This window comes from Streptomyces sp. NPDC017520 (assembly GCF_044329855.1).
In the GTDB taxonomy this organism is placed as follows: domain Bacteria; phylum Actinomycetota; class Actinomycetes; order Streptomycetales; family Streptomycetaceae; genus Streptomyces.
Genome location: NZ_JBIRKB010000010.1, coordinates 96,897 through 119,140, shown reverse-complemented (window position 1 = coordinate 119,140; position 22,244 = coordinate 96,897). Strand labels below are relative to the sequence as shown.

The window sequence follows — 22,244 nt, the reverse complement described above, 5'->3', positions numbered from 1 at the left end:
GGCGAGGGCGCCGAGGCTTCTTGTTCCCCATACTCCCCACGATGGACCCCTCACCGAGCCGATCAACGACCCGAAGGCCCCAGGAACGACGAAAAACCGGCGAGTCATGTGACTCAACCGGTAATTCGTGAACGTATCGAGGACGATCGCATGAACGTCCCCCTGGCTGGTGTCCGAGGGGGGACTTGAACCCCCACGCCCGATAAAGGGCACTAGCACCTCAAGCTAGCGCGTCTGCCATTCCGCCACCCGGACAAGGTGTCTGTCGTTCGCGGCGTGTTCCCCGCGGCGACATGGAAAACAATACCAGGGGTTCGGCGCGCCCTTCACCCGCATATCCGGTGGTCAGTGCGGTGCGGCGTGCCGGTGGGAGCTCGGCCTCCCCGGTCCTCGGAGGTCCCGGGGCTACCTTCGCGTCCATGAGTGATCGCGGCTACCGCCGGCCCCGTCCGCTGTCCCCTCTGCGCGAGCATCTGCGCGACACGTTCTGGTCCGCCCCGATCATGGGGTTCGCCTGCGTGTTCGTGCTGTGGTTGATCGCCACCGAACTGGACGACGCGATCGTCACGCTGCTCCAGCGGGAGGAGGCGTACGACGTCCTGGGCGACCTGATGGCGTTCTCCCAGGACGCGAAGACGATCGTCACCACGATCAGCTCGGCGATGATGACCTTCATCGGCGTCGTGTTCAGCATCTCGCTGGTCGCGGTGCAGATGGCGAGCGGCCAGCTGACGCCCCGGGTGGTGCGGATCTTCGTCAGGAGCCGGATCAGCAAGCTCACGCTGACGGTGTTCCTGGCGACGTTCCTCTTCTCGCTGCTGGTGCTCTCCTCGTACGAGAGCGAGAGCGATCCGCGCCGGGTGGTCTCGGTCCCCTTGGTGCAGAGCCTGCTCATCCTGGTGATGCTCGGGCTGAGTCTGCTGCTCTTCGTCGTCTACGTGAGTGCGACGCTGCGGCTGATGCAGGTGGGGCCGGTCGTGGACCGGATCGCGCGCGACTCGTTCCGGGTGCTGGGCCGGATGCCGAGGGGGCCGCGGGGCGATGACGAGCCGGGGCCGGAGACCTCGCGGGTGCTGCACGAGGGGCGGGCCGGGGTGCTCCGGGACGTGAACACGGCGCGGCTGGTCCGGGCCGCGCGGCGACAGGACGTCGTGCTGCGGCTCATTCCCCGCATCGGGGACTTCGTGGTGCCGGGGACGCCGGTGCTCGCCGTCCACGGCGGGTCCGTGCCGCCGCCGCGCCGACTGCGGTACGCGGTCTCCGTCTCGGTGGAGCGGACCCTGCACCAGGATCCGGCGTTCGGGCTGCGTCAGCTCGCGGACATCGCGCTGCGGGCCCTGTCGACGTCCGTGAACGATCCGACCACCGCCGTGCAGTGCCTGGACCGGATCGTGCAGTTCCTGGCGGCCGCGGCGCACCTGCCGCTCGGCGCCGTTCATCACCGGGACCGGGACGGGCGGGTACGACTGGTGCAGGCCGGTCCGGAGTGGGACGACCTGGTCGACCTCGCCTTCGAGGAGATCCGGTGGTGTGTCGCCGGCAGTCCCCAGGTGACGCGCCGGCTCCTGGCGGGGCTGGACGACCTGCTGCTGCTCGTCCCGGAGGAACGGAAGAGGCCGCTGGTCAGGCACCGTGCGCTGCTCGTCCAGACCGTGGAGCGCACGGTGGCGGTGGCCGCCGACCGGGAGTTCGCCCTGCTGCCCGACCGGCAGGGCATCGGGTAGGGGCCGGACCGTGGTGAGCGGTGCGACCGGACCGCCGGAGGGGCTCCGGCGGTCCGGGCTTCGCCCGTCAGTCGGCGCAGCGGCCCTCGCGCAGCGAGTGCAGGTGCTCGCTCGACTTGCGGGCGAACGCGAGCGACTCCACCGGGTTGTCGTGCTCCGCCTGCCAGTGGTGGTAGGTCCGGCCGCGGTGGGTGCGCTGGGTGACCTTGGACAGGAACGTCTTGTAGTCGATGTCTCCGTCGCCCACGTCCGACATGCGGTAGCCGTCGCGGGTCGTCTCGTCGCGGACCCCGTCCTTGACGTGGAAGAGCGGGTAGCGGTCCGGGTGCTTCAGGACGTACTTCAGCGGGTCGAGCGGGGCCGGGCTGCCGTCCACCCGCTTGCTGAACCGGAACTGCGCGCAGTAGGCCCAGTAGATGTCCAGCTCCAGGTAGACGAGGTCCGGGTCGGTCTCGGCGAGCAGGACGTCGTAGAGGCGCACGTTCGGCTTGTCGGTCGCGAAGGAGAACTCCTCGGCGTGGTTGTGCTGGTAGAACTTCATGCCGCGCTTGCGGGCGGCCGCCCCGTAGGTGTTGAACTCCTCCGCGGCCCGCTTCCAGCCGTCGACCGTGGAGCCGTAACGGAACGGGCCGGAGGCCGTGCCGATGTGCTTGAGGCCGAGCGCCTGGGCGTCGTCGAGGACCTTCTCCAGGTTCTGGGCGAAGGTGTACGCGCCGGGGTTGTCGTCGTAGTAGCCGACGTGGCTGCCGATCGGGTTGAGGCCGTGGTCCCGGGCCAGCCGCTTGAGCTGGGCCAGGGTGATGGGACCGGCCGAGCCCTGGGTGTAGCCGGCGAGCTCGATCTCGTCGTAGCCGTACTTCTCCAGTTCGGCGAAGACCGGCGCGAAGCCCAGCGTGGAGATCTGGTCGCGGAGACTGTAGAGCTGGATGCCGAGGCGGCCGGGCGGCAGGACGGGCCTGCCCTTGCCGTGGCCGTGGCCGTGCCCGTGGTCATGGCCGTGACCGTTGCCGTGTCCCTGGCCTCGGTCGCGGCTGTCGGCCTGGGCGCTCGCCGTGCCGATGATGGTGGCGGCGGTGGCTCCGGCGGCGACACCGAGGATGTTGCGGCGGCTCAGTCTGCGGGCGAGTTCGGTGTCCTTGGGGGTGCGGCTCATGTTCGGGTATCTCCCTTGGTGACCTGACGGGGTGAGTGGTGCGGTGCCGGGCGCGTGACGGGGATTGTCAGTGCAGTCCGGCAAGCTGGAGGAGCAGGGACTTCACTTCGGTGGCCCTGACCCGGTCGGGGAACGCGTGGGGGGTGGAGCAGAGGATGAGCGGACCTTCGTCGTCGCTCTCGGGGAGGCGGCCGTGGCTGCCGCGAATAGGTGAGGGGTCCAGGGGGACGACCGCCATGCGGTAGCGCATGCCGAGCTTCTTGCGGGCGACCGCCGAGACGGCCTTGACCCGGACGTAGGGGTCCTGGGGATCCATGAAGAGCTCGACGGGGTCGTAGCCGGGTTTGCGGTGGATCTCGACGAGCTGGGCGAAGTCGGGGGCGCGGGCGTCGTCGAGCCAGTAGTAGTACGTGAACCAGGCGCCCTTCTCCGCGACGGCGACCAGTTCGCCGGAGCGGGGGTGGTCCAGGTGGTGCGCCTTCTTGCCCTCGTCGTCGAGGAGCTGCTCGATGCCCGGCAGGTCCGCCAGGGCCGCGCGGGTTGCTTCCAGGTCCTCGGGGCGGCGTACGTAGATGTGGGCGAGCTGGTGGTCTGCGACCGCGAAGGCCCGGGAGGTCATCGGGTCCAGGTATTCCATGCCGTCCTGGGTGTGGACCTCCAGGAGGCCCGCCCGGCGCAGGGCGCGGTTGATGTCGACCGGGCGGTCGACGCGGGTGATGCCGTACTCGGAGAGGGCGACGACGGTACGTCCCTCGGCGCGGGCGTCGGCCAGCAGCGGGGCGATGGCCCGGTCCAGGTCGGCGGCTGCCCGGTGGGAGCGGGGGTCGTCGGGGCCGAAGCGCTGGAGGTCGTAGTCGAGGTGGGGCAGGTAGCAGAGGGCGAGATCGGGGGTGCGGGTGGCGATGATGTGCCGGGTGGCGTCGATGATCCACTGGGAGGAGACGAGGTCGGCGCCGGGGCCCCAGAAGTGGAAGAGGGGGAACGTGCCGAGCTTGTCGGTCAGTTCGTCGTGCAGGGCGGGGGGCCTGGTGTAGCAGTCGGGTTCCTTGCGGCCGTCGGCGTAGTAGACGGGGCGTGGGGTGACCGTCCAGTCGGTGTCGGCGCCCATGGCGTACCACCAGCAGATGTTGGCGACGGTGTAGCCGGGGTGGGCGCGGCGGGCCGCGTCCCACAGTTTGTCGCCCTCGACGAGTCCGTTGTGCTGGCGCCACAGCAGGACGTCGCCGAGCTCGCGGAAGTACCAGCCGTTGGCGACGATCCCGTGTTCGGCGGGCATGGTGCCGGTGAGGAAGGTCGACTGGGCGGCGCAGGTGACGGCCGGCAGCACGGTGGAGAGCGGTGCCTGGGCGCCCTGCTCCCCGAGGGTCCGGAGGTTCGGCATATGTACCAGGAGCTGCGGGGTGAGGCCGACGACGTCGAGGACCAGGAGGGGGGTGGGGCCGCCGGTCTCCTGTGCGGCTTCCGTGCCGGGTTCGGGAGTGCTCATGGCAGTTCCTTGAGGCCGAGGTCGACCAGGAGGTCGCGGGCGAGGGTGAGTTCGGCGGCGATGCCGTCGGCGAGCTGGGTGCGGGTGCGGGGGCGCAGTTCGGCGGGCAGCGCCTGCCAGGTGTACGTCTCCACCTCCAGGTGCCGGGTCAGGGGCGCGGGTCCGCCGACGAGCCGGGCGAGCGTCTCGCGGAGCACGGGCAGCGTCGAGGTCAGCGGGGGCGCCGGGGGTGCGTGGAGCGGTACGTGGAAGTGGGCGCGCCAGGGGGTGCTGTCCGGGAGCGCCCGGCCGGTGACGGCTTCGTCCAGGTCGTCGGTGCCGCGCAGTCCCGCGGCGGTGCTGGTGCGGGTCTGGTGCAGGAAGCGGGGTTCGGCGAACGCGGCGAGCGCGGTGCGGACCTCGGGCAGGTGGGGGTGGTCGGCGTGCAGGGCGGCGGAGAGCTGGGACTTGACGACGCGGATGCCGGCGGCGGCCAGGGCGTCGAGTGCGGTGCCGGGGTCCTCGAAGGAGGTGGCGAGGTGGCAGGTGTCGACGCAGATCCCGATCCGGTCGTGGGCCACGTCGGTGAGCGGGGCGATGGCGTCGGCGGTCGTCTCGACCGTGCAGCCCGGTTCCGGTTCGAGGCCGACGCGGATGGACTTGCCGGTCATCTCGGCCAGGGCGTCGAGGCGCTGGGCGAGTGTGGTGAGGGCGGCGCGTGCGATGCGGGCCGCCTCGGGGTCGCCGTCGTAGGGGGTGCGCCAGGCGAGCGGCAGGGTGGAGATGGAGCCTTCGGTGACGTCGTCCGGGAGGAGGGCGGCCAGGAGGCGGGCGAGGTCGGTGGTGTGGGCGAGGCGGTCGGGTTCGGTCCAGTCCGGCCGGTAGACCCGGTACTTGACCTCGTCGGAGCCGAATCCTTCGTAGGGGAAGCCGTTGAGGGTGACCACTTCGAGGCCGCGGCTGTCGAGCTCGGCGCGCAGGGCGCGGAGTTCGGCGGGGTCGTTGATCAGGGTGCGGGCCGCGTCCCGGGCGAGCCAGAGGCCGATGCCGAGCCGGTCCCGGCCGAGTCGGCGGCGGACGGGTTCGCAGTGGTCCCGGAGCTGGGCGCGGACGCCGTCCAGGGTTTCCGCGGGGTGGACGTTGGTGCAGTAGGCGAGGTGGACCGTCGAGCCGTCCGGGTGGCGGAAGCGCATGGCCGCCTCACTCCCCGCCGCGCAGGATGGAGTTGCCCTCGTGGAGTGGGTCGGGGGCCGGGACGTCGAGTTGGAGGCGGCCGCTCTGGCCGTAGAACGCGACGGGGTTGCGCCACAGCACCTGGTCGACGTCGTCCTCGGTGAAGCCGGCCTTCAGCATGGCGTCGGCGACCTTGCGGGTTTTGAGGGGGTCGCTCCTCCCCCAGTCGGCGGCCGAGTTGACGATCATCTTCTCGGTGCCGTGGTTCTGGAGGATGGTGACCATCCGGTCCTCGTCCATCTTGGTGTCCGGGTAGATGGAGAAGCCGGCCCAGCAGCCGCTGTCAGTGGCGGCCTTTACCGTTGTCTCATTGAGGTGATCGAGCAGGACGTGCTCCGGGGGGAGGTTCGATTCGCGGATGACGTCGATGGTGCGGTGCAGACCGGCGAGCTTGTCGCGGTGCGGGGTGTGGACGAGGGCGGGCAGCCCGTGGTCGGCGGCGAGCTGGAGCTGGGCGGCCAGCGCGTGGTCCTCGGCCGGGGTCATGGAGTCGTAGCCGATCTCGCCGACGGCGACGACGCCGTCCTTCACGAGGTAGCGGGGCAGTGCGTCCAGGACGGGGGTACAGCGGGGGTCGTTCGCCTCCTTGGGGTTGAGGGCGAGCGTGCAGTGGTGCGCGATGCCGTACTGGGAGGCGCGGAAGGGTTCCCAGCCGAGGAGCGCGTCGAAGTAGTCGAAGAAGCTGGCGGGCGAGGTGCGGGGCTGGCCGAGCCAGAAGGAGGGTTCGACGAGCGCACGGACGCCGGCGTCGTACATCGCCTGATAGTCGTCGGTGGTGCGGGAGGTCATGTGGATGTGGGGGTCGAAGATGCGCATCAGGACTCCTCCGTGGGGGCGGGGGCTGCGGGAGCCGCGGTCGGCGGGGCCAGGTGGGCGCCCTCGCCGGCCGGGGCGGTGAGGTCGAGGACCGTGCGCAGGTCTTCGGGGACGGCGCGGCCGGCGGCGGTGCGTTCGGCGGCGAAGTCGGCGAGCATGCGGGCGAGTTCGGCGTCTCCCCGGGCCCGGTCGCCGAGCCGGGCGACGGCCGCGACCGGCACCTCGGTGAACAGACACTTCAGTACGGCGTGCCGCCAGGCGTGGGTGTCCAGGTGGTCGGCGGCGTAGGGGCCGACGGCCGCGGCGACCAGCCGGGTGTCGTTGGCGCGCAGGGCGTCCTCGACGAGCGGGAGCGCGGTGGAGCCGAGGTCGAGGCGGTGCAGGGTGAGCAGGACGGCGCGGCGTTCGGCGGCGGTGCCCTGTTCGTAGAGCCGGGTGACGGAGGGCAGCGTGGCGCGTGCCTCGACGAGCAGGAGGGAGCGTACGGAGTCGGCGTGATCGAGGCCGCAGTGCCGGCCGGCGGCGGCGTAGCGCAGTTCCCAGGGCGGGGAGGTGTACGGGCCCGCCGCCTCCCGGCCGGGGGCGTCGGGCGTGGCCGCGTCATGGGCTGCCTCGGTCAGGGCTTCGTCGAGCCAGGCCCGGGCGGCTCCGCCGAGTCGGGCGTCGAGTTCCTCGCGGGATTTCAGCACGGGGCGGCCCCCTGGGGCGCGGTGCCGCGTGTCAGGGCCTCGCGCAGGAAGTCGATCGAGGTGCGGGCCTGTTCGGGGCCCGCGTGGGAGTGGCGGGGCAGTTCGACGACGGTGAGGCCCTGGTAGTCCGACGCGGCCAGGGCGGCGAGCACGGGCGGGAAGTCTATTTCTCCCTCGCCGAAGGGGAGGTGTTCGTGGACTCCGCGCCGCATGTCCTCGATCTGGACGTGCCGGAGCCAGGGGGCGGACTGCTCGACGCACTCCAGGGGCGTCGCCTCCTCCAGACACTGGCAGTGGCCGATGTCGAGGGTGAGGCCGAGCGGGCCCGGGTCGCCGAGCAGGGCGCGCAGGTGGTGGAAGTCGGCGAGGGTGGCGAGGAGGTGACCGGGTTCGGGTTCGATCGCGAGGGGGATGCCGGATCGGTCGGCGGCTTCGAGGACGGGGGTGAGCGCTTCGGTGAGCCGTTTCCACGCGGTGTCGGTCGAGGCGCCGTGCGGGGTGATGCCGCTGAAGCAGTGGACGGCGTGCGCGCCGAGTTCGGCGGCCACCTCGACGGCGCGGACCAGCAGCGCGGTGCGGGCGGCCCTGGCGTCGGGGTCCGGGTCGAGGAGGGAGGGGCCGTGTTTGCGGCGCGGGTCGAGGACATAGCGGGCGCCGGTCTCCACCGTGACCCGGAGCCCGAGGGAGGTCAGCCTGCGGCGGGCCTGGCGGGTGCGCTCGGTGAGGTCCGGGGCCATCGGGTCCAGGTGCATGTGGTCGAGGGTCAGGCCGACGCCCTCGTAGCCGAGGTCGGCGAGGAGCCCGAGGGCGTCGTCGAGGCGGAGGTCGGTGAGCCCGTTGGTGCCGTAGCCGAGGTGGAGGGTCATGTGGGGCTCACCTTCCGGGAGAGGCTGCGGGCGAGGGGGACGAGGCCCATGACGGCGAGAGCGGTGACGGGCGCCCCGGCGCGGGCGGCGAGCGCGGCCTGGAGCGGGATCATGGCGCGGATGCCTCCGCCGACCGCCCGCTGGGTCAGGGACGGGGACGGGTTGAGCGCGGCGTGGAGGAGGGGTGGCCCGGCGGTACGGAGGTAGGCGCCGGTGAGCGCGATGACCAGGAGCCGGACGGGGTCGGTGACCTTTTCGAGCGGCCCCGTGTCGAGACGGAGACGCCGCGCGACGGCGTGGGCGTTGATGTCGGCGCTGGTGCCTGCGTTGGCGCTGGAGCTGGTGCTGGTGCCTGCGTTGGCGCTGGTGCCTGCGTTGACGCTGGTGCTGGTGCCTGCGTTGGCGCTGGCGTAGGTGCCGACGCTGGTGCCTGCGTAGGTGCTCGGCGCACCGGGCCGGTCGGGGGTCTGTCCCCGGGGCTTCCGCAGCACCGCCGCCGCGAGTGCCGTCGTCGTGGCCAGCACCGCGAGCGGGGCGCCGGTGGAACCGCCCTGCGCCTCGTGGCGCGAGACGGCGGTGACGCCGTAGGTGTGGGCCCCGAGCACCAGGGCGGCGGGCAGGGCGGGCAGGCATGCCGCCAAGCCGCCGCGCGGCCCTGCCGTGGTCGTCGCTCCGGCAACGTTGTCGGGACGGCCTCCCCCGCCCGGCGTGCCGGACCCCGGCACCGGCGCCGTGGCCGTGGCCGTGGCGCCCAGCAGGAGGTCCAGTGAGCGGGCCGCCGCCATGGCCGCCGGGCCCGCCTTCGTGTGCTTCAGACGCAGGTCGTAGGCCCAGACCGTGGCGGCCAGGCCCGTGGCGACGGTCAGCGCGGGGCGGCCGGCTTGGGCCGCCAGGGCCAGGCCCGCCGCGGTCAGCACCCCGGCCGCGCCCAGGGCCGCCGCCGGGCTGATCCGGCCCGAGGGGATCGGGCGGTGCGGGCGGTCCACGGCGTCCTCGTCGCGGTCGGCCCAGTCGTTGAGGGCCATCCCGGCCTCGTACAGGCACAGGGACGCGCCCATCGCCAGGGCGGTGCCCCGGCCGGGCCGGCGGCCCACCGCCGCCGCGCCCGCCAGGGCGTCCCCGGGCACGGAGAACAGGGCGGAGACCCGCAGCAGTTCCGCCCAGGCCCGCAGGCGCTCCCGGGGGGCGCCCCGGTCGGCTGTCCGGTCGGGCCGGCCCGGGCCGGCGTCCGCGCCCCGTTCCTCGTTCCGGCCCGTGGTGGGAGGTTCGGGCCTGTCCGGTGCGGGCGCAGTCCCGCCGGCACCGGACAGACGATCATCGGTCACGGCGGTCGTTCCCACGCCGTGTGCGGCACCGTTCGCCCGCCCGGCCGGGAGTACCGGCAGGGCCGAGGCGAAAACGGCCTGGAGGGCGTTCCGTCGCCACCTCACGCCTGGTCCCGCAGCCGCTCGGCGAAGGTGAGCAGCGTGGCGTACTGCTCGGCGAGCGCCGCCGACGTGCCGCCGTCCGGGTCCTTGAAGTAGAAGCCGAGCTCCGGCAGGGGGCCGCTGATCCCCTTCTCGTGGGCGCGGGCGAGCAGCCGTGCCAGGTCCAGGACCAGCGGCGCCGCGAGCGCCGAGTCGCAGCCCTGCCAGATGGTCTGGAGGATCATGCGGGAGCCGAGGAAGCCGTCGAAGGCGATGTGGTCCCAGGCGGTCTTCCAGTCCCCCATCGCGGGGACGTCGTCAATGTGCACCTCGCCCTCGGGTGCGACGCCGAAGGTGTCGGCGAGGACGCGCTCCTTGCCGGCGTTCTTGGCCGCCGCGGCCGCCGGATCGGCCAGCGCCGCTCCGTCGCCGCCGCCCAGGAGGTTCGATCCGGACCATGCCCGTACGGCGAGGGCGCGCTGGAGGAACATCGGGGCGAGGACGGAACGGAGCAGCGTCTGGCCGGTCTTGCCGTCGCGTCCGGCGTGGGGAAGTCCGCTGGAGGCGACGGTGCCGGTGAGCCCGGGGGTGCGCAGGCCGGTGGACGGGGTGAAGTTGGCGTAGGAGCAGCCGGCCCGCAGGGCGGCGGCCGCGTAGAGCGAGCTGGCGGGCAGCCGGGTGTCGTCGGGTCCTGGCGCGGGTTCGGTGGAGGCGACGTTGATGACGACGGTGCGGGCCAGACCGTGGCGGTGGGCGAAGTCGGTGAGGTCGGCGGCGAACGCGGCGATGAGTTCCTGGTCGGTGCGGGTGTCGCCGGGGAGCGGTCCGCCGGGGCGGATCTCCGCGTCGGCGGCGCCGAGTTCGGCGCGTACGGCGGAGGGCAGTCCGTGCGGCAGTACGCCGCCGTCGGCGAGGGCCTCGGCCCGCTTGGCGAGCGGGCAGTCGAGGGTGTCGTGGCCGCCGAAGACCAGGCTGGTCAGGGCGGGCAGGCCGCTGTCGGCGAAGGGGGGCGTCTCGGTGACCATGCCGGTCGGCGGATGCAGGCCCGCGGCGATGGCGGCGCAGCCCGCGGTGGCGGTGGTCGCCACGGAGCCGCGTGCTCCGATGAACCAGACGCCGGTGCGGCCCGGGGCTCCGTCGGGGCCCGCGGCCTCCGAGGGGCTCGGGGCGTCGTTGCGGCCTGGGGCGTCGGTTCGGCCTTGACGATCGGCGGGTGCGGTCACGGGCTGCCTCCCTGGGGCATGTCGGGGGGGGTGGAGGACGACGGGCGGGGGAAGGTGTTGCTTCCCCCGCCCGTCGTCGGCAGGGGCGGCCGCCCTACTTCGAGGGCAGCTCCTTCAGTTGGATGTTGCGGAAGGACACCTGGTCGTCGGCTCCGTGGTTCTGGAGGCCGATGTAGCCGTCCTTCAGACTGCGGGCCGGGTCGGTGTTGGTGAAGTCGTTGATCTTCGCTCCGTTGAGGAAGATCTGGAGACGTTCGCCCTGCACCTTGATCTCGTAGCTGTTCCACTGTCCCGGCGGCCGCAGGACGCGGTCACGGGCCTTGATGTTGGCGGATTTGAAGGTGTAGACGGCGCCGGTGGTGCGGTCGGCGGCGTCGGTGGCGTCGATCTGTATCTCATACCCCTTGTTGACCGCCGACCACGGGTCGTCGGACTCGGGGAAGCCCACGAAGATGCCGGAGTTGTCGTCGCCGGTCATCTTCCAGTCGAGCTTCAGCGAGTACGACTTCAGCTCCTTGGCCTGGTAGGTGAGCAGACCCATGCCGCCCTCGGAGTGCAGGGCGCCGTCACTCACGGAGAACTTCCCCGGGCCGGCCTGCTTCCAGCCTTCCAGCGTCTTGCCGTTGAAGATCGGCCGGTAGCCCTTGTCCGGCTTGCAGTCGGCCTTGACCTGGCCGGTGGCGTAGCGCAGGCCGCCCAGCACGTGGCTGCGGAAGGCCGGCTCGGCGTAGGACTCCTTGGTGTGGCCGAGACCGGTGTAGAAGGAGCGGCCGCCCTCGTAGGTCTGGCACCAGGAGATCGGGTGATCGCCCTTCATGTTCCCGCCGGTGTAGGTGGTCTCGTCGAGTGTGGCGAGGACCTTGGCCTTGTCCCGGGGGTTGGTGCCGTAGTTGTACCACTCGTCGGTGCGCTGCCACTCCTCGTCCAGGTGGGCGGTGGCGGGGTGGTCGTGGTCCTCGACGCGGACGGTGGCGGGCTGGATCTGCGGGTGGGAGTCGAAGTAGGCGCCGACGAGGCCGCCGTAGAACTCCCAGTCGTACTCGGTGTCGGCGGCGGCGTGGATGCCGACGTACCCGCCGCCGGTGGCGACGTAGTTCTCGAACGCCTTCTGCTGCTCGGCGTTGAGGACGTCACCGGTGGTGGAGAGGAACGCGACGGCGTCGTAGCGGGCCAGGTTGCTGGTGGTGAACTGGGCGGCGGACTCGGTGGAGTCGACCGTGATGTTGGTGTCCTTGCCGATCTCCTTCAGGGCCGCGATGCCCGTGGGGATCGAGTCGTGGCGGAAGCCGGCGGTCTTGGAGAAGACCAGGACGCGCTTGGCGGTCTTGTCGACGGGGGTGTTGGACAGTTCGAAGTCGTCGACGTCGTAGAGCGCTCCGTCGCCGCCCTTGAAGACCAGGAAGAGTTCGGTCTGCTTCTTGGGGGCACCGCGCAGCGGGATGTCGATGTCCTGGAAGGTGTCCCAGCTGCCGGTCACCGGGACGGGTCCGGAACCGAGGATCTTGCCGGTGGGCGATCCGGTGCGTACTTCCAGGAAGCCGCCCGAGCCGGCCGACGAGACGCGGGCGGTGAGCTTGGTGGTACCGCCCAGGACGTACGTCTTGAAGGAGATCCAGTCGTCGTTGTGGATGTCGCCGACGGTCTTGCCGCCGTGCGCGCTCGACTTGGCGGGTGTGGTGATGCCGGAGGAGGCGTCGAAGTGCTCGGCCTGGCGGTGCTTGGGCTGGAGGCGGGAGGCGTCCTTGCCGGTCAGCTTGGCCTGGCCGCCACCGCCGTTGTCGGTGTAGGAGGCCGAGATGCCGCCGTAGATGTTGGCGTTGGGGTCGTGGCCGCCTTCCATGGCGGTCTTGATGGTGCCCTCGCAGCCGTGCTCGGTGGTGATGTCGTGGCCGTGGCTGTCGTGGCCCAGGGTGAACTTGACCTCGACCTTGGTGCAGTCGATGGTCCCGTCCTCCGGGTCGCTGACGTTCACCTTGAACGGCACGGCGTCACCGAACTCGAAGAGCTGTCCGTCCTCGGGGAGTTCCAGCTCCACGGTCGGGGCGGTGTTGCCGACGGTGACATGGACGCTGGCCGAACCGGTGCGGCCGGTCGGGTCCTTGGCGGTGAGCGTGGCGGTGTAGGTGCCGTTCTTCTTGTACGTGTACGTCGGGTTGGCGGCGGTGGATTTTCCGCCGTCACCGAAGTCCCAGGCGTAGGTGAGCGGGTCGTCGTCGCCGTCGGCGGTGCCGGCCGAGGAGAACCTCACCTTCAGGGGTGCGGTGCCGGAGGTCTTGTTGGCCGCGGCCTCGGCGATGGGCGAGCGGCCGCCGGTGGCGTTCTCGATGCGGTAGAGCGCGGAGTTCTCGTCGCCGCCGAACCAGGCGAGGCCGTAGTCGAGGACGTACAGGGCCCCGTCGGGGCCGAAGGCCATGTCCATGATCTGCGTGCCGGACCACGGGACGTCGTTGATGGACTGGACGCCGCCGTCGGCGTCCTGCTCGATGCGCTTGATCCACTGGCGGCCGAACTCACCGGCGAAGAAGTCGCCGTCGTAGGCCTCGGGGAACTTCACCGGGGAGTCCAGGTCCGCGTCGTAGCGGTAGACGGGTCCGCCCATCGGGGACTCGGAGCCGGTGCCGAACTCGGGCAGGGAGCCACCGTCGTACGGGATCCACGCGGCCTCGGCCGGCGGCAGGTCGACGAGCCCGGTGTTGTGCGGGGACTCGTTCTTCGGGGCGGCGCAGTCGAAGGCGGCGCCCGATGCCTTGGTGCCGAAGTCGTAGTCGATGTAGGGCTCGTTGTCGCCGACGCAGAAGGGCCAGCCGAAGTTGGCGGCCTTCGTCACCCGGGCGAACTCGACCTTGCCGGCGGGTCCGCGCTTGGGGTCGGCCGCGCCGGCGTCGGGGCCGTAGTCGCCGACGTACACGGTGCCGGTGGCCTGGTCGACGGAGAAGCGGAAGGGGTTGCGGAAGCCCATCGCGTAGATCTCGGGGCGCGTCTTGTCCGTCCCGGGTGCGAAGAGGTTCCCCTCCGGGATCGTGTACGAGCCGTCCTCGGCGACCTTGATGCGCAGGATCTTGCCGCGCAGGTCGTTGGTGTTGCCCGAGGTGCGGCGGGCGTCGAACGCCGGGTTGCGGTCGGGGCGTTCGTCGATCGGGGTGAAGCCGTCGGAGGCGAAGGGGTTGGTGTCGTCGCCGGTGGAGAGGTAGAGGTTGCCCTCGGCGTCGAAGTCGATGTCGCCGCCGACGTGGCAGCAGGTGCCGCGCGAGGTGGCGACGTCCAGGACCTTCTTCTCGCTGGCGGTGTCGAGGGTGCCGTCCTCGTTGAGGACGAAGCGGGAGAGCCGGTTGACGCCCTCGAACTTCGCGAAGTCGGCTGCGGTGCCGGTCTCCGGGGCGTCGCCCGCGGGGGTGTCCATCGGCGGTGCGTAGAAGAGGTAGATCGCCCGGTTCTCTGCGAAGTCGGGGTCGACGCCTACGCCTTGCAGGCCCTCCTCGTCGTGCGTGTACACGGGGAGGGTTCCGGAGATCTTGGTGTTGCCGGCGCTGTCGGTGATCCGCAGCTCGCCGCTGCGCGAGGTGTGCAGCACACTGCGGTCGGGGAGGACGGCGAGCGACATGGGCTCGCCGGTCTCCTCGGCGCCCTTGGCCAGGGTGACTTGCTGAAAGTCCTCCGCCAGGGACTCGTCGTGCCCGGCGTGTCCGGGGTGGGCCGTGGCGCCGGGGGCGGAGCCGAGGGTCAGGGTGGCGGCGGCGAGGAGGCCGCCGGTGAGCAGCGCGAGCGATTTACGGACGCGGGTCCGGGCCAGGAGCCGCTTTCTGGTTCTGTGCACGTAGGTCCTCCGGAGAGTGCCGGTTGTACGGGCGGGTGTAGCCGTGCCGTGCCGCGCGGGGACTGCCGCGCATGCGTCACCGGGGACGGGAGCGACCCCGGTGACGCGAGTCATGTCGTGTACACGAAATGGACGGTAGACCTGTTCGTCCTCGACGGAAAGCCCTTGTGCAAGAAGTAAGTCGAACTTCTGCTTTCGTCAGGACAAAGGAGTTTCCGGGCAGCGCGAGGCAGCCCCGGGGGCCAGGAGCCGTGAACCGGATCGCGCCCCGGGGGCTTGGTCGGGCGTCCTACTCGCCGCCGCCGAAGGCCGCGTCGAAGGAGGCCGACGGCGGGTCGAAGTCGAACCGCTTGAGGCTGGCGAGCGCTTCCGGGGCGCCGGTCAGCCGGTCCATGCCGGCGTCCTCCCACTCCACGGAGACCGGGCCCTCGTAGCCGATGGACCGGAGCATCCGGAAGACGTCCTCCCAGGGCACGTCACCGTGGCCGGCGGAGACGAAGTCCCAGCCGCGCCGGGGGTCGCCCCACGGCAGATGCGAGCCGAGGCGGCCGTTGCGGCCGTCGAGGCGCTTGCGGGCCTCCTTGCAGTCCACGTGGTAGATCCGGTCGCGGAAGTCGTAGAGGAAGTTGACCGGGTCCAGGTCCTGCCAGACGAAGTGGCTCGGGTCGAAGTTCAGCCCGAACGCGGGCCGGTGGTCCACCGCTTCCAGGGCGCGCTTGGTGGTCCAGTAGTCGTACGCGATCTCGCTCGGGTGCACCTCGTGGGCGAAGCGCACCCCCTCGGCGTCGAAGACGTCCAGGATCGGGTTCCAGCGCTCGGCGAAGTCCTCGTAGCCCCGCTCGATCATGTGCGGCGGGACGGGCGGGAACATCGCGACGAGGTGCCAGATCGAGGAGCCGGTGAACCCGATGACCGTGTCCACCCCGAAGGCGGCGGCCGCCCGGGCGGTGTCCGCGATCTCGGCCGCGGCCCGCTGCCGTACGCCTTCGGGCTCGCCGTCGCCCCAGATGCGGGCGGGCAGGATGCCCTGGTGACGTTCGTCGATCGGGTGGTCGCAGACGGCCTGTCCTACCAGGTGGTTGGAGATCGCGAAGCACTTCAGCCCGTACTTGTCGAGCAGCTGGTGCCTGGTGTCCAGGTATCCGGGGTCGGAGAGCGCCTTGTCGACCTCGAAGTGGTCTCCCCAGCAGGCGAGTTCGAGACCGTCGTAGCCGAAGTCCCGGGCGTGTTTGCAGACCTCCTCCAGCGGGAGGTCGGCCCACTGGCCGGTGAACAGGGTGAAGGGGCGGGGCATGGGCGGCTACCTCCTGAGGTCCGAGGACGGGACCGGGGTGTGTACGGAGTTCTTGGCGGCGCTCTCCTCCACGGCGGCGAGCACCCGCTGCACCTGGAGCCCGTCCGCGAACGACGGTACGGGAGGGGCGCCTCCGGCGATCGTGTTCACCACGTCGCGGGCCTGGTGGACGAAGGTGTGCTCGTAGCCGAGGGCGTGGCCCGGGGGCCACCAGGCCTCCAGGTAGGGGTGCTCCGGTTCGGTGACGAGGATGCGGCGGAAGCCCGCGGTGGCGGCGGGTTCGGTGTGGTCGTGGAAGGACAGCTCGTTGAGCCGCTCCAGGTCGAAGGCGAGGGAGCCCAGCTCCCCGTTGATCTCCAGACGCAGGGCGTTCTTGCGTCCCGCCGCCATCCGGGTCGCCTCGAAGGAGGCCAGTGCGCCGGAGGCGAGGCGGCCGGTGAAGATCGCCGCGTCGTCGACGGTCACCTCGCCCCGCTCCACCGTGTCGGCGCTGCCGGAGAGCCCGGCGGCCGCCCCGGCGAGCAGGGGCCTCTCCCGTACGAAGGTCTCGGCCACGGCGGAGACCCCGGTGAGCAGTTCGCCCGAAAGATACTGGGCGAGGTCGACGATGTGGGCGCCGAGGTCCCCGAGCGCGCCGGACCCGGCGTGCTCGCGCTTGAGCCGCCAGGTGAGCGGTGAGGCCGGATCCACCAGCCAGTCCTGGAGGTAGGTGGCCCGCACATGGCGCAGGGGGCCGAGCCGGCCCTCGGCGATGAGCTGCCGGGCGAAGGAGATCGCGGGCACCTTGCGGTAGTTGAAGCCCACCATCGCCACCTGTCCGCGGGCGGAGGCGGCCTCGGCGGCGCGGACCATCGCCTCCGCCTCGGCGACGGTGTTGGCGAGCGGCTTCTCGCACAGGACGTGCTTGCCGGCCTCAAGGGCGGCGATGGCGATCTCCGCATGGCTGTCGCCGGGGGTGCAGATGTCGATCAGCTGGACATCGTCCCGGGCGATCAGTGCCCGCCAGTCGGTCTCCGCGGCCGCCCAGCCGTGCCGGGCCGCGGCGGCGTCGACCGCCGCACGGTCGCGTCCGCAGATCGCGGCGAGAGCGGGTCGCAGAGGCAGGTCGAAGACGTGTCCGGCGGTGCGCCAGCCCTGCGAGTGGGCGGCGCCCATGAACGCGTATCCGACCATGCCGACCCCGAGCGTTCCCGGCGCCTCCCGCGGCGAAGGTGCTGGGGTTTGCGTTTCCGTCTCTTGACTACGGGCCATGCGGACTTCCTCCTCATCGGTGTGCGGTAACGGGCCGGGGGATGCGCTTCGAGCACCCCCCGGAGTCCCGGTCAGTTGAAGCCCGTCGGCAGGTACTGGTCGATGTTGTCCTTCGTCACGACCGCGGAGTACAGGGTGAGGGAGGTCGGGATCTCCATCTCGGAGAGACCGCTGACGCCCTTGCCCTGGCCCAGTGCCCGTGCCAGGTCGATCGCGGACGCGGCCATCGTCGGCGGGTAGAGGACGGTGGCCTTGATCACCGAGTCGTCGGCCTTGATGGCGTCCATCGCGGACTTGGCGCCGGCGCCGCCGACCATGATGAACTCGTCGCGGCCCGCCTGCTTGATGGCGCGGAGCGCGCCGACGCCCTGGTCGTCGTCGTGGTTCCACAGGGCGTCGAACTGCTTCTGCGCCTGGAGGAGTTGGGCCATCTTGGCCTGGCCGGACTCGACGGTGAAGTCAGCGGCCTGACGGGCCACCAGCTTGATGTTGGAGTAGTTCTTGAGGGCGTCGGCGAAGCCCTGGCTGCGCTGCTTGGTCAGCTCCAGGTTGTCGATCCCGGCGAGCTCGACGACCTTGGCGTTCGGCTTGTCCTTGAGCTGTTCGCCGATGTAGTGCCCGGCGTTGAGGCCCATGCCGTAGTTGTCGCCACCGACCCAGCAGCGGTAGGCCTGCGGGGAGGCGAAGACGCGGTCCAGGTTGACGACGGGGATGCCCGCCCGCATGGCCTCCAGGCCGACCTGGGTGAGGGCCTTGCCGTCGGCGGGGAGTACGACGAGGACGTCGACCTTCTTGTTGATGAGGGTCTTGACCTGGCCGATCTGGGCGGCGGTGTCGTTGGAGCCCTCGGTGGTCTCCAGGGTGACGTCGGAGTACGTCTCCGCGCGGGACTTGGCGTTCACGTTGATCGCGTTGAGCCAGCCGTGGTCGGCCTGCGGTCCCGCGAAGCCGATGGTGACGGCCTTGCCCGGCTTGTCGTCGGCGGGGGCGCTGTTGCCCGCGGGCTCGGTCTTCTTGGGCTCGTTGCTGGTACAGGCGGTGAGGAGCGCGCCCGCGGAGACGGCGGCGGTTCCGAACAGCAGCCCTCTGCGGCTGGTTTCTGGCATGACGGTCTGACCCTTCATCCGGTGGATGCGTAGGAAGTGCGGGTGCGGGGTGCGGGGTGGGGCGCTCGGGTGCCGGGGCGCTCGGTCGCTCAGGTCTCCCTGCCGCGCATGGTGCGGCGCTGGACGAGGACGGCGGCGACGATGATGGCGCCCTTGGCGATCTGCTGGACGTCGCTCTGGAGGTTGTTGAGAGCGAAGATGTTGGTGATCGTGGTGAAGATCAGGACGCCGAGGACGGAGCCGACGATGGTGCCCCGGCCGCCGCTGAGCAGGGTCCCGCCGATGATCGCGGCGGCGATGGCGTCGAGCTCGTACAGGTTGCCGTTGGTGTTCTGGCCGGAGCCGGCGAGCACGATCAGCATGAAGGCGGCGATGCCGCAGCACAGCCCGGACAGCAGGTAGAGGTAGAGGCGCTGGCGGCGGACGTCGATCCCGGCGAGCCGGGCGGCCTCGGCGTTGCCGCCGACGGCGACGGTGCGGCGGCCGAAGGTGGTCCGGTTGAGGATGAGCCAGCCGACGACGGTGACCACGGCGAACATGATGACCAGCGGCGGGACGCCCAGGATGTAGGAGTCGGGCAGGCCCAGGTCCAGGACCGAGTCCACGGTGACGATCTGCGTCTTGCCGTCGGTGATCTGGAGGGCGAGTCCGCGCGCCGAGGCGAGCATGGCCAGCGTCGCGATGAAGGGGACCATCCCCCCGTACGCGATGAGGACGCCGTTCACGAGTCCGGCGGCGAGGCCGACGATGACCGCGGTGAACGCGATGCCCGCGAAGCCGTACTCCTGGGTGGCCAGGGTCGTCGCCCACACCGAGGCGAGGGCGACCATGGCGCCGACGGAGAGGTCGATGCCGCCGCTGATGATGACGAAGGTCATCCCGACCGTGACGACGCCGATGACGGATGCCTGGGTCAGGATCAGCTGGAGGTTCCCGGTGTCCAGGAAGGCGTCCGGTTCGGTGATGCCGCCGACCACGATCAGGGCGGCGAGCACGCCGAGCAGGGACAGGATCCGGACGTCGAGCCGCAGACCGAGAGCCGGCATGCCGCCGCCCGACTTCGAGGGCGGCGTGGCGGAGGGGCCGGCGAGGGTCCCCTTGTCCGGCCCGTTGTGCTGCGCCGACGGGGCGGGCTGTGTCATGGCGTCGGGCTCCCTTCCATCACGAGGTCGAGTACGCGGTGCTCGTCGAGCTCCTGGGCGGGGGCCGCGTGGACCACATGGCCCTCGCGGAGCACCAGCACCCGGTCGGCGAGGCCCAGGACTTCGGGCACTTCGCTGGAGACGAGCAGTACGGCGAGGCCTTCGTCGGCCAGCCGGCGGATCACGGCGTAGAGCTCGGCGCGCGCGCCGACGTCGACGCCACGGGTGGGTTCGTCCAGCAGCAGGACCCGGCAGCCGCGCAGCAGCCAGCGGGCCAGCACGGCTTTCTGCTGGTTGCCGCCGGAGAGGGTGCGGACGGCGGCGTCCGGATTGTCGGGCCGCATCTGTAGTTCGCGGGTGGCGCTCCGCGCGGCCTTCCGCTCCCCGCCCCGGTCGATCCAGCCGATCCGGGCGAAGCGGGAGAGGGAGGAGACCGAGACGTTACGGGTGACCGACTCGGTCATGAGCAGGGCCTGCGCCTTGCGTTCCTCGGGCGCGAGGCCGATGCCCGCGGCGACGGCGGCGCGGACGCTGCCGGGGCGGAGCTGCTTGCCGGCGACGGTGACGGTCCCGGTGGACGCCTTGCGGGCTCCGTAGATGGTCTCCAGGATCTCGGAGCGTCCCGAGCCGACGAGTCCGGCGAGGCCGACGATCTCGCCGGGCCGCAGCTCCAGGTCGACGGGGGCGAACTCGCCCTCGCGGGAGAGACCTTGGACGCGGAGTACGGGTTCGGTGGTGGCGGGGGCCGGCTCTTCCGGGCGCGGCGGGAAGACATAGGCGACGTCCCGGCCGGTCATCATGGCAACGATGTCGCGGGTGGGTGTGTCGGCGGCGGGCAGCCCGACGGCCACGGTCCTGCCGTCCTTGATGACGGTGACCCGGTCGCCGATGCGTCGGATCTCCTCCAGGCGGTGCGAGATGTAGACGACGGCCACCCCGTCGGCGGTGAGGCCGTCGACGATCCGGAAGAGGTTGTCGACCTCGTCGGGGTCGAGGGCGGCGGAGGGCTCGTCCATCACGATGAGCCGGACGTCGTGGGAGAGCGCCCTGGCCATGGAGACGATCTGCTGCTGGGCGGCGGAGAGGTCCCCGACGTGCCGGGCGGGGTCGATCTCCGGGTGCCCGAGACGCGCCAGGAGCGCTTTCGCGGCCGAACGCCCCTCCCCCGTGCGGACGATGAAGCCGGCGCTGGTCGGCTCGTGGCCGAGGAAGACGTTCTCGGCGACCGACAGGCCTTCGACCAGGTCGAGTTCCTGGTAGATGGTCGCGATACCCAGCCGCATGGCCGCGATCGGCGACTTGAGCTGGACGATCTCGCCGCGCCAGGTGATCTCGCCGTCGTTGGGCTGGTGGGCTCCGGCGAGCACCTTGATGAGGGTGGACTTGCCCGCACCGTTCTGGCCGAGGAGGCAGTGGACCTCGCCGGCCTGGACCTCCAGGTCGACGCCGTCCAGGGCGCGGACGCCCGGGAAGAGCTTGGTGATGCCGGACATGGTGAGCAGGGGTGGTTCTGGTGCCATGACGAATCCCCTCGGCGAATGGGGTCTCCCCTGCTCGGACGGTGCCGAGGGGCCGGGGAGGGCCGGTGAGCGGACAGGGCGCAGGGCTGGAGGTGCCGTGGAGCCGGCGGCACCGCGAACGGCTGCTGACTGGTACCTGACGTGCGAGTACGGACGAGTACCTGACTAGTACCTGGCTGGTGCCGGGTACCTGACCAATGCGGTGGTGCGTACGAGCCTGTGATCGGGGCCCGTACGGTGGTGCGTGCGGCCCTGTGGTCAGGCCGGTGAGAAGAGGTGGTCGCTGATGAGCCGGGCCGCGCCGATCACTCCGGCGGTGGGCCCCAACTCGCCCAGCACGATGGGGAGGTTGCCGGTGGCCAGGGGGAGGGACTGCTTGTAGACCTGGGTGCGGACACTGGCGAGGAGGTTGTGACCGAGGCCGGTGACCCCGCCGCCGATCACCACCAGACCGGGGTTGAAGAAGCTGACCAGGCTCGCGATCACCTGGCCGAGCCGGTTGCCGCCTTCGCGGATCAGGTCGAGCGCGGCGGCGTCACCGGCGGCGGCGGCGGCCGCCACGTCGGCGGCGGTGAGGCGGCCCGCCGCCTCCAGCCGGGCGGCGAGCTCGGGCGAGCGGCCCTCACGGGCCGCGCCCTCCGCGTCCCGGGCGAGGGCGGCGCCGCTGAAATGGGCCTCCAGGCAGCCCCTGTTGCCGCAGGCGCAGGCCCGGCCGTCCGGGTCCACCTGGATGTGCCCGATGTCCCCCGCGCTGCCGGTCGTACCGCGGTAGACCTCGCCGCCGACGACGATGCCGCAGCCGATGCCCGTACCGATCTTGACGCAGAGGAAGTCGCCCACGGAGCGGGCCACGCCCGCGTGCTGCTCCCCCATCGCCATGAGGTTCACGTCGTTGTCGACCATGACGGGGCAGCCCAGCTCCTGGCTGAGCGCCTCGCGGACCGGGAACCCGTCCCAGCCCGGCATGATCGGCGGCGCGACCGGCACGCCCTCGGGGAAGCGGACGGGGCCGGGGACCCCGATGCCCGCGCCGTCGAAGCCCTCGGCGAGCCCGGAGGCCCGCAGCTTGGCGGCCAGCGACAGCACCTGTTCGAAGACGGCGACGGGGCCCTCTCGCACGTCCATCGGGTGGTTGAGGTGTCCCAGGACCTCCAGCTCCGCGTTGGTGACGGCCACGTCGATCGAGGTGGCGCCGATGTCGACCCCGAGGAACCGCAGTTCGGGAGCGAGCCGGATGTTGTGCGAGCGGCGCCCGCCGCGCGATGCGGCGAGTCCGTCGGCCACCACCAGGCCGGTCTCCAGCAGCCGGTCCACCTCGACGGCGAGCTTCGAGCGCGACAGCTCGACCTGATCGCCCAGTTGCGCACGGGAGTTGGGGCCCCCGTCGCGCAGCAGTCGGAGCAACCGCGCCTGATGCGCGTTCGCGGGTCGTGCCGTCATACGTCTCACGCGTCCCTCCCCGCCACATCGGCCAGTCCGTCGGGCTTTCGAGGGGAACGTAGCAGCGCTTTCCCGGAGTGGGAAGAAGTTGCGCAGGAATCC

General features: G+C 71.4%; 16 protein-coding genes and 1 tRNA gene. 1 reads left to right on the top strand and 16 read right to left on the bottom strand.

What is annotated here, in order from left to right; genetic code table 11:
- Positions 1-167 precede the first annotated feature (167 nt).
- Positions 168-255 (bottom strand) — tRNA-Leu (locus ACH4KB_RS24055).
- A 164-nt stretch (positions 256-419) separates the two neighbouring features.
- Between ACH4KB_RS24055 and ACH4KB_RS24050 the strand changes: the two genes are divergently transcribed.
- Positions 420-1,724 (top strand): DUF2254 domain-containing protein, encoded by a 1,305-nt coding sequence (locus tag ACH4KB_RS24050; RefSeq protein ID WP_398067956.1) that lies wholly within the window; start codon positions 420-422, stop codon positions 1,722-1,724.
- A 67-nt stretch (positions 1,725-1,791) separates the two neighbouring features.
- Here the strand turns inward: ACH4KB_RS24050 and ACH4KB_RS24045 are convergent, their stop codons facing one another.
- From ACH4KB_RS24045 to ACH4KB_RS23975, 15 genes are all read right to left on the bottom strand, one after another.
- On the bottom strand, positions 1,792-2,877 hold the full coding sequence (locus ACH4KB_RS24045) for a sugar phosphate isomerase/epimerase family protein (protein ID WP_398067955.1): 1,086 nt from the start codon (positions 2,875-2,877) through the stop codon (positions 1,792-1,794).
- A gap of 67 nt (positions 2,878-2,944) precedes the next feature.
- The gene (locus tag ACH4KB_RS24040; protein ID WP_398067954.1) at positions 2,945-4,363 is read right to left on the bottom strand and encodes a nucleotide pyrophosphatase/phosphodiesterase family protein; all 1,419 of its coding nucleotides are present in this window, start codon (positions 4,361-4,363) and stop codon (positions 2,945-2,947) included.
- Positions 4,360-5,535 carry a metabolite traffic protein EboE gene (gene eboE / locus ACH4KB_RS24035; protein WP_398067953.1) on the bottom strand — a complete coding sequence of 392 codons (1,176 nt, stop codon included), beginning with the start codon at positions 5,533-5,535 and terminating at the stop codon, positions 4,360-4,362. Before eboE ends, ACH4KB_RS24040 begins: the two co-directional genes overlap by 4 nt.
- 7 nt (positions 5,536-5,542) lie before the next feature.
- The gene (locus ACH4KB_RS24030) at positions 5,543-6,391 is read right to left on the bottom strand and encodes a TatD family hydrolase (RefSeq protein WP_398067952.1); all 849 of its coding nucleotides are present in this window, start codon (positions 6,389-6,391) and stop codon (positions 5,543-5,545) included.
- Positions 6,391-7,080 carry an EboA domain-containing protein gene (locus ACH4KB_RS24025; protein WP_398067951.1) on the bottom strand — a complete coding sequence of 230 codons (690 nt, stop codon included), beginning with the start codon at positions 7,078-7,080 and terminating at the stop codon, positions 6,391-6,393. The genes ACH4KB_RS24030 and ACH4KB_RS24025 overlap by 1 nt, the downstream gene beginning before the upstream one ends.
- Positions 7,074-7,946, bottom strand: a complete 873-nt coding sequence (locus tag ACH4KB_RS24020) for a sugar phosphate isomerase/epimerase family protein (protein WP_398067950.1) — start codon at positions 7,944-7,946, stop codon at positions 7,074-7,076. Before ACH4KB_RS24020 ends, ACH4KB_RS24025 begins: the two co-directional genes overlap by 7 nt.
- Entirely contained in the window at positions 7,943-9,376 is a 1,434-nt protein-coding gene (locus ACH4KB_RS24015) for an SCO3242 family prenyltransferase (RefSeq protein ID WP_398067949.1), read from the bottom strand. The genes ACH4KB_RS24020 and ACH4KB_RS24015 overlap by 4 nt, the downstream gene beginning before the upstream one ends.
- Complete coding sequence (locus ACH4KB_RS24010) at positions 9,373-10,575, bottom strand: inositol-3-phosphate synthase (protein WP_398067948.1); 1,203 nt, start codon at positions 10,573-10,575, stop codon at positions 9,373-9,375. Before ACH4KB_RS24010 ends, ACH4KB_RS24015 begins: the two co-directional genes overlap by 4 nt.
- A gap of 94 nt (positions 10,576-10,669) precedes the next feature.
- Positions 10,670-14,389: a ThuA domain-containing protein gene (locus ACH4KB_RS24005; RefSeq protein WP_398067947.1), complete on the bottom strand. Its 3,720-nt coding sequence runs from the start codon at positions 14,387-14,389 to the stop codon at positions 10,670-10,672.
- A 289-nt stretch (positions 14,390-14,678) separates the two neighbouring features.
- On the bottom strand, positions 14,679-15,683 hold the full coding sequence (locus tag ACH4KB_RS24000) for a sugar phosphate isomerase/epimerase family protein (protein WP_398067946.1): 1,005 nt from the start codon (positions 15,681-15,683) through the stop codon (positions 14,679-14,681).
- 6 nt (positions 15,684-15,689) lie between these two features.
- Positions 15,690-16,934: a Gfo/Idh/MocA family protein gene (locus tag ACH4KB_RS23995; protein WP_398067945.1), complete on the bottom strand. Its 1,245-nt coding sequence runs from the start codon at positions 16,932-16,934 to the stop codon at positions 15,690-15,692.
- Between the two features lie 71 nt (positions 16,935-17,005).
- On the bottom strand, positions 17,006-18,040 hold the full coding sequence (locus ACH4KB_RS23990; RefSeq protein WP_398067944.1) for a substrate-binding domain-containing protein: 1,035 nt from the start codon (positions 18,038-18,040) through the stop codon (positions 17,006-17,008).
- Positions 18,041-18,129: 89 nt separating this feature from the next.
- A complete protein-coding gene (locus tag ACH4KB_RS23985; protein ID WP_398067943.1) occupies positions 18,130-19,182 on the bottom strand; it encodes an ABC transporter permease in 1,053 nt (350 codons plus the stop codon).
- The gene (locus ACH4KB_RS23980) at positions 19,179-20,702 is read right to left on the bottom strand and encodes a sugar ABC transporter ATP-binding protein (protein ID WP_398067942.1); all 1,524 of its coding nucleotides are present in this window, start codon (positions 20,700-20,702) and stop codon (positions 19,179-19,181) included. Before ACH4KB_RS23980 ends, ACH4KB_RS23985 begins: the two co-directional genes overlap by 4 nt.
- 258 nt (positions 20,703-20,960) lie before the next feature.
- Positions 20,961-22,142 carry an ROK family protein gene (locus tag ACH4KB_RS23975; RefSeq protein WP_398067941.1) on the bottom strand — a complete coding sequence of 394 codons (1,182 nt, stop codon included), beginning with the start codon at positions 22,140-22,142 and terminating at the stop codon, positions 20,961-20,963.
- Positions 22,143-22,244: the final 102 nt, after the last annotated feature.